This is a genomic window from Streptomyces sp. YIM S03343 (assembly GCF_054729195.1).
Window position 1 is genome coordinate 3,655,824 of the sequence record NZ_JBPUKX010000001.1, and the last position, 12,273, is coordinate 3,668,096.

The 12,273-nt window shown below is 68.9% G+C and carries 8 protein-coding genes and 1 pseudogene; 3 read left to right on the plus strand and 6 right to left on the minus strand.

Translation table 11 applies throughout. From position 1 onward, the window contains the following. Nucleotides 1-65 precede the first annotated feature (65 nt). The 5 genes and pseudogenes from ACSYGN_RS15550 to ACSYGN_RS15570 all read right to left on the minus strand — a co-directional run. Nucleotides 66-212: pseudogene (locus ACSYGN_RS15550) on the minus strand (NINE protein); the annotation flags it as partial. 87 nt (nt 213-299) lie between these two features. Further along, on the minus strand, nt 300-2,465 hold the full coding sequence (locus tag ACSYGN_RS15555) for a S1 family peptidase (RefSeq protein ID WP_460395989.1): 2,166 nt from the start codon (nt 2,463-2,465) through the stop codon (nt 300-302). A gap of 44 nt (nt 2,466-2,509) precedes the next feature. Then, the gene (locus ACSYGN_RS15560) at nt 2,510-3,007 is read right to left on the minus strand and encodes a hypothetical protein (RefSeq protein ID WP_460395991.1); all 498 of its coding nucleotides are present in this window, start codon (nt 3,005-3,007) and stop codon (nt 2,510-2,512) included. A 339-nt stretch (nt 3,008-3,346) separates the two neighbouring features. After that, nucleotides 3,347-3,736 carry a hypothetical protein gene (locus ACSYGN_RS15565; RefSeq protein WP_460395993.1) on the minus strand — a complete coding sequence of 130 codons (390 nt, stop codon included), beginning with the start codon at nt 3,734-3,736 and terminating at the stop codon, nt 3,347-3,349. Nucleotides 3,737-3,818: 82 nt separating this feature from the next. After that, nucleotides 3,819-7,160, minus strand: a complete 3,342-nt coding sequence (locus ACSYGN_RS15570) for an ALF repeat-containing protein (RefSeq protein WP_460395995.1) — start codon at nt 7,158-7,160, stop codon at nt 3,819-3,821. A 625-nt stretch (nt 7,161-7,785) separates the two neighbouring features. Between ACSYGN_RS15570 and ACSYGN_RS15575 the strand changes: the two genes are divergently transcribed. Further along, nucleotides 7,786-8,226: a VOC family protein gene (locus ACSYGN_RS15575; protein WP_460403488.1), complete on the plus strand. Its 441-nt coding sequence runs from the start codon at nt 7,786-7,788 to the stop codon at nt 8,224-8,226. 10 nt (nt 8,227-8,236) lie between these two features. Further along, nucleotides 8,237-9,013: a TetR family transcriptional regulator gene (locus ACSYGN_RS15580; protein WP_460395997.1), complete on the plus strand. Its 777-nt coding sequence runs from the start codon at nt 8,237-8,239 to the stop codon at nt 9,011-9,013. A 4-nt stretch (nt 9,014-9,017) separates the two neighbouring features. Here ACSYGN_RS15580 and ACSYGN_RS15585 read toward each other — a convergent pair whose 3' ends face one another. Then, entirely contained in the window at nt 9,018-11,429 is a 2,412-nt protein-coding gene (locus ACSYGN_RS15585; protein WP_460395999.1) for an MMPL family transporter, read from the minus strand. A gap of 156 nt (nt 11,430-11,585) precedes the next feature. Here ACSYGN_RS15585 and ACSYGN_RS15590 point away from each other — a divergent pair, with 156 nt between their 5' ends. Next, complete coding sequence (locus ACSYGN_RS15590; protein WP_460396001.1) at nt 11,586-12,272, plus strand: response regulator transcription factor; 687 nt, start codon at nt 11,586-11,588, stop codon at nt 12,270-12,272. Nucleotide 12,273: the final 1 nt, after the last annotated feature.

Sequence of the window (12,273 nt, forward strand, 5' to 3'; positions counted from 1 at the left end):
TCCGCTGTTTCACGGACGAGGGCTCGCTCCCCGACCTGGGAAGTGAGCCCTCGTTTCACACGTTGTCAGCCCTTGAGCACACGGCCCTGCTTGTCGGTGCGGTCGTTGCTCGTGAGGAAGATGATGCCGTCGATCAGCGCCCAGACCCCGAGCCCACCGCAGGTGAACAGCTGGGCGATGGCGACGCCGGTGCTGCCGACGTACCAACGCCCGGCACTTGCTTCTTGTGTGACAGCACCGGTCCCGCGGTGTGGTCAGCACCGCGGGACCGGTCAGGCGGGAGTAGGCGAGTCGGTGTGTCAGCGGATCGCTGAGCCGAACCTCTTACCGGCCGCCGGAAGGCCGCCGGTGCCCGGCTTGATCGTCGTCACGGTCTGGGTGGCACCGGTGAGGATGTTGGCCCACGGTACGGCGTACACGGAGCCGTAGGGGGCGGGCCCGTAGGGCATGCCGATGTAGAGGTCCGTGCCCGTAGCCTGAATGGCGGAACCGACCTTCTGCGAGGCGCCGACCGTACCGGGGATGCCGGACTTGCCCGGGCGCGTGGTGCCGATGAAGGTGAAGGTGCCGTCCCCCAGTCTGAAGACGTAAATGGTGCCGCAGTCGGTGGCGTCGGTGCTGTCCTCGCCGGGGACACCGACCGCGAGCAGAGTGTTCGAAGCGGTTCCATCCGCACCTGGGGTGGTCCTGACGGCGGACAGGGTCTGGCCGAATGCGTCACCGGCCTCGGCGGTGCCCTCGATGCCGGTCGCGCCCTGGTAGAGGGAGGAGAGTTGGGTCACCCAGGCACGAATGCCGCCGACGGGCAGCAGGACTATGCCGAAAGTATCGACTCGACCCGCCTTGGCGGCCCCACCGAGTGCCTCACCCGGAGAACCGACCGCGAGGATCGAGTCGGCCAGAGCCACCGATGCACCGAAACGGTCGCCGGCTTCCGCCTCGCCCGCGACCTTGTCGAGACTTTGGTCGAGGCCGGCCACGGCGATCGGTAGTTTGTCGGCGTCGAGAGTGTGGGTGAGCACGGTTACCCCGCCGGCGGAGGCAAACGATCCGACCGTTTCGCCCGGAGCGCCCACGGCGAGGAGTTGCGGCGAGCCGGCGATCGCCGCGCCGAACTGGTCGCCCGCTTCCGTCGTGCCGCCCCTCCTGAGCTTGTCCTGGTCGATGGCGATGTTGGTGGTGCCGGTGCCGTGCAGGTAGACCACGACGCCCGCGTCGGTGAGGTCACCGACGTCCTCGCCCGGTGCGCCGACGGCCAGGTACGGGTCACCGGCATTCGTGGTGCCGGCGGCGAGGGCGTAGCCGAACCGGTCGCCGGACTCGGCACCCATGGCGGCGAGGGAATCGGTGCCGGAGCCCTGCTGGAGGGCGACAGCGGCGTCACCGGTGGTCAGCCCACCCGGGGCACCATGAAGGATGCTGACCAGGCCCGCGTCGGTGGCCGTCCCCAGGTCCTCGTCCGGAGCGGACACGACCAGGTCGGTGCAGCCGTCGAGGTTGTGGTCGAAGGTGGCCAGCGCCGCACCGAATCGGTCGTTCGCCTCCGATCCTCCGGGAACCGTGTCAAGGTCCTGGGTGATCTCGGCGGTACCCTTGCCCCCTCCGTACACGATGCGGACCAGACCCGCGCCTGCGTCACCGCCGACAGCGGCGTCCGGGTCGGCGATCGCGGTGTCGCGGATGCCGTCACAGTTGAAGTCGGTGATACGGCCGACATTCACCTTGTACTGCACCCAGGAAGCCAGGTCGTCGACGCGGGTGGCTATGCCCCCGGTGCGGGTCTCGGCCGCGTCGATGCCGAAGCAGCCGCCTTGGTAGGAACGGCTGCTCAGGGCGGCCAGTTGAGCAGTGCCTCCGCTCGTGCGGACCAGGGGGCCCCCGGTGTCGCCCATGCATGCGGACACGCCGTCCTTGCCGGTGACCGTGGCGGTGGTGGCTGTGGAACTGTCCACCGAGAACGCGCCGGTGTGCAGATTCAGCGGTGCCCACTCGGTCTTGCTGCGGCCGTACCCGGCGAGCTTCAGTTCCTCTCCGGTGGCGGGCGCGGTCGTGGCCAGAGCGATCGGGGCGACCCCGGTGACCGGGCTGTCCAGGCGTGCCAGAACCACATCGCGGTCGGTACGGGGCACCAGTTCGACGATCTCACGAACAGCCCCGGAGGTGCTGCTCAGGTCGGAGCGGCCGATGGTCGCGGTGGTGGTCTTGGCGGGTTTGCCCGCCGGCACCGTGAGGCTCGTGGCGGGGTCGTCCGCGAAGCAACTGGCCGCGGTGAGCAGCCACTCCTCGTCGACCAGGACTCCGGAGCAGCCGCGGTCGTGGTCACCGACGATGATCTGCGCGGTGTAGGCGTAGGTGGTCTCGGCGGCGGAGACGGCGGGGCCGGTCACGGCGGCGGCAGGGACTGCAGTCAGCATGAACAGGGAGGCGGCCAGTGCGGAAAGGCGCACGGGTCTGGTGTGTCGCATCAGTTGATTCCTTGGGGCAGATCCGGCAGAGGCGATCGGCTGAGCTACTTGGTCGATCTGATCTCCACGAGCACGTAGTCACGGCCATCCGGGTCCGTCACCTCACCGACCGGGGTCCAGGCGTTCTTCGTGACGTCGAAGGACTTCTCCTCGGTCCCCACGGTCATGTCGACCTGGGTGTCGTAGCTGTTGCCCCTGACACCGACGACGGACGGGATCTCCAGGGTCAGCCAGCCGGAGTTGCCGACGACCTGGAAGCAGATCGGGTCCGACTTCTCACGGGCCATGATCTGGAGCAGGCCGGTGCCGCTCGAGCAGTCGGCCAGCATGATGTGGCCGTCGCCCCGCTTGAGAACGATGTTCTTCTCGGCGAGAATCTTGTCGGCGTTCGGGTAGTTGAAGTTCTCGACCGCGTATCCGGGGGCCTCGTCCACCACGGAGGTGGCCGCTCCGGACGCGGTGTGCCCGGCAGCGGGTGCACTGCTCGCCCCTGTGAACCAGGTCAGGGCCCCTGCTGCCAGTGCCACGAGGGCAGTGGCCATGAGTCTCCTACGGTGCGACCTCACCGGTACCGCTACCGGGGAATTCGTCTTCTTCATGTTCCTCACCAGTCGGCTTGGGCCGGGCAAGCCGGAACGCACTCGTGTGCGGGTAAGTCGGCTCGAATTAACACGCAGAACACGCAGTCCCTCCGATTCCGGCAACGGGTCATTCCCGCTTGCCCAGCTTGGTTTTCCGGTGCGCGACGTGAAGCAACAACGCATCTACACACCGGCAATTCTTCACTTCCCCCGGTCGAATCCTGGAGGCATTTAACGTTCTATCCACTCACCCGCTTCCGTAAACTATCCCCACAGGATTCCGATTCGAACGGCGTGCAGTCAGGACGAGAGGACAAAGGCCAGCAAAATCATGACCGTGACTGCACCGAAAAGGAATCTCCAATGCTGCTTGGGGTACTCGAACTTCACCTTCTCTGCACCATGGCGACGTTCTTCAGCGTATTCACGGATCAGCTTCCGGGACGGGAACAAGCCGATCGTGAGCCCGGTCCAGGCAAAGGAGTATCCGACGAGCATCTGCCCTGCAGTCCAGTCTTGGTACTGAACAGCACCTACGGCGACCATGCCCAGGCAGCAGCCGACGGACACGACGCATGCCCGCGCGGCCAGCTTGCGCTCCTTGCTCCATCCGTACAGGGCGAAACAGAGGAACAAGGTGGAAAGGGCCGCCATCAGAAGCAGACAGGGCAGCGGAAGCCGGGCGAGCACGGCGATTCCTTCCTCGCTGGTGGCTGAGGGCCGGCGGCGGAGGTGTCACCGACCCTCGGCTCGGATTGTGCATGAAGGTCGTCTAGAAAAGGTCCCCCAGCGATCCCAGCACGCCTGTGATCGGCGATACAAGATCGTGCCCGAACTGCGTGACCTTGGTGACCACCGCGGTACCGCCCGCCTTCCCGATCCACGTCGACTGACCGAAGGTGAAAATGCCCAGGGCAGTTCCCCCGAGAGACGACAGGAATTCGCGGCTTGTGAACCCGTAGCCGATCCCGGTGAACACGGTGCTGTACACGGACATTTGGATCGAGGCACCACCGAAGCCCAGGCCGAGATACTCCGCGCCCATGAGATCGGCGCCGGCAGAGGCAAAACCGTAGATGATGCTCAGGTAGTTGGCACCACTTGCCAGCCCCCTCGCGCCTTCCTTCCACCAGGGAAGGTCGTCGTCATCAACCTTGTCATTGGCAGGCGTGTCGGCGGGGTCCTGCCCGGCTTCCTTGGCTTTGTGTGCTTCCTCGGCCGCCTTCTTGGCAGCCGCCGCGACCTCGGCCTGCCGCTTGGTCACGGCGATCTCGTTCGCCTCACTCGCGGCCGCGGCCGCAGCCTTCGCGTCCTTGCCCGCCTGGATGGCTGAGGCACGGGCGGCGACGGCGGATGCCTGAGCCGAGTTGGCGGAGGCCACCGCGCTGGCGGCAGCGCCGGCGGCGCGGCGGGCGGAGTAGTTGGCGGAGCGGGCAGCCGTACGGGCGGTCACGGCCGCGTCCTTGGCCCGGTCGGCCGAGTTCTGCGCGTCCTGGGCGGACTTCTCAGCCGCGGCTGCGTTCGCGTTCGCCTGATCGGAGCACTTCTGGGCATCTGCGGCGAAGCCGCGTGCCTTCGCCGCCCAATCCAGCGCGTCCTGGGCGGCGTTGCGTGCCGTAGCCGCCGCCTGCTGGGCGCGAGCGGCGTCCTCCCATGCCTTCTTCGCGATCTTCGCGGCACCGGCGATCGCACCCTGCATGGCGGCGGTGTGGCAGGCGAGGTCGTAGTCGAGCTGCGCCGTCTTGTACTGCACCGAGGCGACGAAGTGGCGGCGGATCCAGTCCGGGCCGTCCATCGCGGCCTGGGCGTACGCCTTGGTGTACGGGCCTGCCGTATCGATGAGGGCGAGGGTGGCGACCACATCGTCATCCCGCTGTGCCGGGGGGTACGTGGTGCTGAAAAATTCGTGCAGGGCCCTGGCGGTGCCGGCGTCCAGTGCGTCGTTCGCCGCCTTCTTCACCGCGCTTCCGGGGCTGGCGGCCAGAATGCGGAGGATCCGGACGCGATTGTTGTCCTTGGCGGCTTCGATGACGCCGTTGCTCAGGAAGTCGGCCACGGCACCGGCGCCAGTGCTCTCCAGCGCCAGAGCCGAGGCATCGCCGATGTCCGGACCGCAGACCTGGGCGAGGTAGAGGGCGGTCTCCCGGTCGTCCTGGTTCTGCGCGAGCTGCCGGTCGGTGTCGATCCAGGCATGGATGTCGGCGTCCGTGCCGGACAGGGCGTACCTTGCGGCCTCGCGCGACCATGTGCCGAGGCTGTTCATCAGGGCGATGGCCGCCTTGCGCCCGAGCATCGCGGCAAGGCCGGTGTCGCCCGCCTTCAGGGCTGTCTCAGCCTGGGAGACAAGGTCCTTCGTGGCCGCGTCGGTCTGCTCGCTCTGTGCGCGCTTCTCGACGTACTTGGCCCTTTCCTCGTCCTCGATCTGTGCGAGCAGGCGGGTCTCCGCCATCGCCTGTCGCATGTCGTCATCCAGGCGCTGCTGCTCGCCTTCCCGGGCCTTCTTCTCCACCTCGATCGCCTGGGCGACGGCGTCGGTGGCGGTGTTCGCGGCCTTGGTGGCCTCGTTGGCGAAGTCGGTCGACTTCGTCGCGTACTCGACGGCCTGGCCCGCGTACTGAACCGCCCATTCGGCGGCCTCCGCGGCCTTCTGCGCGTGGTCGGCCGCACTGTTCGCGGCGTCGCGGGCGGTGCGGGCGGCCTGCGCCGCAGCGTTCGCCAGCGTCTGTGCCGTCCCTGCGGCACTGGTTGCGATCGCGGCGTTGGTGTTCGCGATCTCCGCCTGCCGCCGGGCTTCCGCGGCCTCCGCCTGCGCCTTGCCGGCGGCGGAAGCGGCCGCTGCGGAGGCATTCGCGGCGGAGGCGGCGTTGCGGGCCGCCGAGGCGGCGGAGGCGCCCGCGCTCGCGGCCTGGACCGAGGCGGTGGCGGCGTAGTCGGCGGCCTTCGCAGCGGTACGGGCCTTGGCCGCGGCATTGCGGGCGGCGACCGCTGCGTCCTTGGCGGCGGACGCCTTGGATGCGTCCTTCGAAGCGGCGATGGCGGCGTTGTACGCCCTGGCGGCGGCGGATCCGGCGGTGGCCGCGGCCTGGCTCGCAGCGGTAGCGGCATAGGCGGCGCGGCGGGACGCGTCGACCGCGGTGTGGGAGGCGCTGATGGCGACCCTGGCGGCATTCGCCGCGCCCTGCGCGGCGTCGGCGGCCTTGCGGGCCGCCTTGCCCGACTTGACCACGTCGTTCTGAGCGGCCTGTGCCTCGGCCGCCGCCGTCTCCGCGGCCTCCTTGGCCTTCTGTGCGGCATCCACGGCCTTCTGCGCGGCCGTCACAGCCTTCTTGGTCTTCGCGTCTGCCAACTTGCCTTCGCGCTGGACGAGCGCGACAAGTTCCTCGATCGTCGCAGATTCCTGGTCGCGGGCACGGGCGATGTGCTGGCCGGTCTCGAGGAACCACTCGATATCGTTGTCGGTTCCGTCCAGGGCGCGGGAGGCGTACTTCTTCACCTCCGGGCCTGCCTGGACCGTGAGGGTGAGCACCTCGGCGCGCATGTCCTCCATGCGGGCGGTGTACTGGCCGTCGCGGAGGAACGCCTCCAGCGCGGTCTGAGTGCCCGCGTCCAGAGCGGCTCCGGCATCGCGCTGGACGGCCTTGGCACCCTGGGTCAGCACGGTCAGTGTGGCCACGCGCAAGTCTTCCAGCAAGGCCGTCTTGAAGCCGCCCGTCAGAAACGCGGTGATGGCGGCGTCACCGCCGTCGATCGCCTTGGTGGCCTCACGTTGGACGCCCTTGCCGCCTCCGACGAGGGAGGTGAGGATCGCCATCCGGTTGTCGTCCGACGTGGCCTTGGGAAGGTCCACAGTCAGGAAGGTCTGTATGCCGGTGTCGGAACCGATCAACGCCAGTTCCGCGGCGGCTCGGACGGCCGGGCCGCCCAGCAGCCATGCCTGGACGGCTTTCGCCCGGTCGGTGCCGGGCAGGTTGAGCGGGTCACCGCCGTCGTCGGTCGGCAGCATGTCGGCCTGGGCGGGTAACGGGCTGAGGACGAGGCTCGAGGTGGCAGCGACGGCTGCGGTGGCCGCGAGGGCGCCGAGCACGCGTCGTCTGCTCCAGTAGGTGGTGGTCAAACTGATCCCCCCGGATCGGTGCCTGGCGACGAAGCGCGTGCGCAGGTCCGCCGTCAGACGAAGCGTCGTGTGAGCGACCGACATGTCCCTTTTTCAGCCGCAACGTTAAACAGGGACACGACAGGTACACCTGGTGACCTTAGATGTGAGATGAATGCATTGACCAGTTGTAAGTGCCGCGTGACGCGATGACGATGATCACAAGATCGCTACGCTGCGGTTCATTACTGAATAGCCGCTTTTGTTCGCCAGATGAGGCAACCGTGCGATGTTTAAAGCCCGTCGCCCTTCAACCAGTTGCTCATCCAAAGAGGAACGGCAGCCAGGAAAGCATGAGCAGCATGCAAGGGTGATGTGACCAGCCGACATAGCGGCGCACCTCGCACTGGTCCAAGCCGCATTCGTTCTTCGCGTCCTGGAAACACTCCTCAATCGCCCACCGGGTGCTGGTTTGCGCCCGGACCGCAGGAGCGACGTTCCCATCGGAATGCTCCTGGACGGACGGGAATATGTGGTTGTCAGCCCGGTCATCATGCCTCAGGTGGTCATGCGGGCTGTAGGCCGGACGGCATGTCAGCGGGCTCCGATGGGCCCGGGGGCCTAATCTGACGGTATGTCAGGCAACATGTCAGGCGATGCGTCGTACGAGTTGCTCGGGTTCGACAATGTGCTGCTGCCCGTGGGGGATCTGGGTCAGGCCGTCGGGTTCTACGAGCGTGCCGGGTTCACGGTGCGGTTCCGGCTCGACGAGGCCGGGATCGCGCTGCTCGACGTCGGCCGGGAGACGGCGGGGATCGTGCTGCGGGTCGAGGAGGCGCTCGGGCACCGGCCGCCGCCCTGGGCCGCGCCCCGGGTGTGGCTGGAGGTGCCGGACGCGCGGGCCGCGGCGCGGGTGCTGGCCGCCGGCGGGATCACCCCGCTCGACGAGGCCTTTCCCGTGGCCACCGGCTGGACCGTCGAGTTCGCCGATCCCTGGGGCAACCTCCTCGGTCTCACCGACTACAGCAGCCGGCCCGAGCTCGGGCGCTCACGTCAGCGGCAAGGGGCACCGGGCGCGACTGGTTAGGCTTCCCGGCGTGCCACCCAAGAACGACGGTCCCGAGAGCGACAGCCCGAAGAACCACGGGCCCAAGAGCGACGGGCCCAGCAAGTCCGAGCAGACCCGTGCGCTGATTCTGGAGACCGCCATGCGGTTGTTCCGCGAGCGGGGGTACGACAAGACGACGATGCGGGCCATCGCTCAGGAGGCCGGGGTCTCCGTCGGGAGCGCCTATTACTACTTCGAGGGCAAGGAACACCTGATCCAGGGCTTCTACGACCGGATCGCCGCCGAGCACCGGGTGGTGATCCGGCCGATCCTGGACCGGGAGACCGAGCTGGAGACCCGGCTCGCCGGGGTGCTCAAGGCGTGGCTCGACATCGCGACGCCGTACCACGAGTTCGCCGTCCAGTTCTTCAAGAACGCCGCCGACCCGGACAGTCCCCTCAGCCCCTTCTCCGAGGAGTCGGAGCCCGCTCGTGAGGCGGCGATCGCCGTGCACCGGGAGGTGCTGGCTGGGGCCGTGAAGACCAAGGTGCCCGACGAGCTGCGCGATGTGCTGCCCGAGATGATGTGGCTGGCGCAGATGGGGCTCGTGCTGTACTGGATCTTCGACCGCACCGAAGGGCGCGAGAGCAGTTACCGGCTCGCCGAACGCGGCGCCCGGCTCGCCGAGCGAGCGGTGTCCCTGGCCCGGTTCCGGGTGCTGCGACCCCTCGTACGGGAGGGGCACGAGCTGTTCACCGACTTCCTGCCGGGCCTGACCGGGGTAGTACGGGTGCTGCCCGGGCCCGGCAGGAAGTCAGCGGGGTGAGTGCTCAGTTCACGGCGTCCACACCGGTCTCCGTCAGCTCCACGTCGTAGACCAGCGGGCCGTCCAGCACCTCTATCTGCCTCGCCGAGGTGCTGTACGCGTCCGCCGTCGTCGACAGCAGATAGCCGCCCGGCGCCGGGACCGACACGATGTACGAGCCGTCGGCCAGCGAGCTGACCTGGTCGAGACGGAGTCCGCCGCGGGAGAGAAGGGTGACGGTCGCGCCCTCCACGGGGCCGCCGTCGGCGGTGCGGATGAAGCCGTGGACGACGGAGGACGGGCCGGTGTCGGAGGGGCCGGCGGGGTCCTCCGCGGGCTCGACCGCGAGATGCGGCAGGCGCTTGTCCAGCCAGGCCGGCAGCCACCAGTTGGAGCGGCCCAGCAGATGCATCGCCGCCGGAACCAGCGCCGTACGCAGGATGAACGCGTCGAGCGCGACCGCCGCCGCCAGGCCCACGCCCGCCATAGCCGCCCCGGAGTCGCCGCTGAGGACGAAGGCCATGAAGACGCACACCATGATCAGTGCTGCGCTGTTGATGACGCGGCTGGTCTCGGCGAGGCCGACCCGGACCGCGCGTGCGTTGTCCTTCGTGTGGACCCACTCCTCGTGCATACGGCTGACCAGGAACACCTGGTAGTCCATGGAGAGGCCGAAGAGCAGGGACAGCATGATGACCGGGAGGAAGGCGTTGATCGGGCCCTCCTTGCCGAGTCCGAGCAGGTCCAGGCCCCAGCCCCACTGGAAGACCGCGGTTAGCACGCCGAAGGAGGCGGCCGCGGCGATCAGGTTCATCAGGGCGGCCGTCAGCGGCACGACCAGCGAGCGGAAGGCGACCAGCAGGAGCAGGAAGCCCAGGCCGATGATCGTGCCGATGAACAGCGGCAGCCGGTCGCCCGTGACGGACGCGAAGTCCTTGGAGACCGCGGTGACCCCGCCGACATGGGCCTTCGCCCCCGCATCCGGGATCACTGTGTCGCGCAGCGTGTCGATGAGGTCGTCGGTCTGCGCGGACTGCGGTGACGTGGTCGGGACGACCTGGACGACGGTCACGCCCGCGCGCGGCGGCAGCGCGGCGGCCTGCGCCACGCCGTCGGTCGCCTGGATGTCCTTGACGAGGGTGGTGGTGTCGCCGCTGGAGACGACCACCTGGAGCGGGCCGTTGAAGCCGGGGCCGAAGCCCTCGGCGAGCAGGTCGTAGGCCTTCCTGGTGGTCGTGGACGCGTCGTCGTTGCCCTGGTCGGTGGCGCCGAGGCGCAGCGAGAGGACGGGCAGGGCGAGCACGGCCATGACGACCACGGCGAGCAGCGCGACCGAGCGCGGGCGCCGCTGCACGGCCGCCGACCAGCGGGCCGCCGGGCCGCTCGTCCGCTCCGGCTCGGGCCCCTCGGCCGCGAGCCGACGGCGCTGGCGGCGGCTGAGCACCCGCGGGCCGAGGAAGCCCAGCAGGGCGGGCAGCAGTGTCGTGGCCGCGAGGACGCTGAAGACAACGGTGAGCGAGGTGCCGATGACCACGCCGTCCAGGAAGCGCAGGTTGGTCACCAGCATCCCGGCGAGCGCGATGCACACCGTGCCGCCCGCGAACAGCACGGCCCGGCCGGAGGTGTTGAGGGCGGTGACCGCCGAATCCTCCGGGTCCATGCCGCGCAGGATGCCCCGCCGGTGCCGGGTGACGATGAACAAGGCGTAGTCGATGCCGACGCCGAGGCCGATCAGCGAGGACAGCAGCGGGGCGATGTCGGGGATGTCGGTGGTGTGGCTGAGCAGCTGCACGGTGAACAGGCCGGTGCCGACGCCGAACACGGCGATGCCGATGGGCAGCATCATCGCGAAGAACGAGCCGAACGCCAGGAACAGCACCACGGCCGCGGCGAGGATGCCGACCGACTCCGACAGGCCCTGCGGCGGCTCCTGCACCCGCTGGATGGCCTGCCCGCCCAGCTCGACCTGAAGGCCCTGACCGCCCGCGTGCTGCGCGGTGTCCACGACGTCCTGGACGAGTGCCTTCGGCACCTCGTTGGCACGCTGGGTGAAGGTGATCTGCGCGTAGGCGATCTTCCCGTCACGGCTGACCTGCGTCGCCCCGCGCTCGCTCGTATAGGGGCCGGTGACGTCGCCGACGCCCTTCATCTTGGCGATCTCGTCCAGTGCGGGCTGGATACGGGACTTCACCGAGGCGTCCCGCACCGAACCGCCGTCGGTCTTCCACACCACCGTGTCGGTGTCACCCGAACTGGCCGGGAACGCCTTCTCCATCAGGTCGTAGGCGCTCTTGGAGTCCGTGTTCGGGAGGGAGAAGACGTTCGCGTACTCCGTACCCGCCGCCGACGCCGAGAATCCGAGGCCGAGCAGCGCCCCCAGCCATATCACCAGGACCACCAGCCGATGCCTGTAGCACCATCGTGCCCATGCCGCCACGCTCAAGCTCCTTCGTGTTCAGTCGGTCGGTCCCCCAGGTCCTGCGCACCAGAATCGGCCGCGGCGCGGGCACGCGGAGGCGGCGCGCCATGACTCTCAAGGAACTCCAAAGAGCGGGCCTCGCCCGTTGTCAGTGGCGATGCGGATACTGGGGGCATGACGGCTCCAGGCACCGTGCTGGTCGTGGAGGACGAACCGAGCATCGCGGACGTCCTCGCCATCGCCCTGCGCTACCACGGCTTCGAAGTGATGACCGCGGGCACCGTCCGCGAGGCGCTGGCCCTCGCCGAGAGCACCCGGCCGGACGCGGCCCTGCTCGACGTGATGCTGCCGGACGGCGACGGGCGCGCCCTCGGCCGTGAACTGCGCACACGACGGCCCGAGCTGGCGCTGATCTTCCTCACCGCCCGTGACTCGCCCGCCGAGATAGTCGGCGCGCTCGGCTTCGGCGACGACTACATCACCAAGCCGTTCAACATCGACGAGGTGGTCGCGAGGATGTGCGCCGTGCTGCGCCGCACCCGCCCCGCCGATGTGCTCCCGCAGCGCCCGCCGCTGCGCTACGGCGATCTGGAGCTGGACGAGGCGACGTACTCGGTGCGCCGCGCGGGCCGCACGGTCGAGCTGACCCCCACCGAGTACGCGCTGCTGCGGTTCCTGGTGCGCAACGGCGGCCAGGTCGTGCCCAAGGAGCAACTGCTGCGCCATGTCTGGCAGTACGAGCACGCCCCGGCCGAGTCGACCGTGGTCGAGACGTACATCAGCTATCTGCGCCGCAAGCTGGACGCCCTCGGACCGCCGGTGATCACCACCCGGCGCGGTGTCGGATACGGGCTCGCATGAA

Coding starts and splice junctions, on each gene's coding strand:
- ACSYGN_RS15575 (WP_460403488.1), top strand. CDS start 7,786: ATGTCAGGCGATGCGTCGTACGAGTTGCTCGGGTTCGACAATGTGCTG.
- ACSYGN_RS15555 (WP_460395989.1), bottom strand. CDS start 2,465: ATGCGACACACCAGACCCGTGCGCCTTTCCGCACTGGCCGCCTCCCTG.
- ACSYGN_RS15560 (WP_460395991.1), bottom strand. CDS start 3,007: ATGGCCACTGCCCTCGTGGCACTGGCAGCAGGGGCCCTGACCTGGTTC.
- ACSYGN_RS15590 (WP_460396001.1), top strand. CDS start 11,586: ATGACGGCTCCAGGCACCGTGCTGGTCGTGGAGGACGAACCGAGCATC.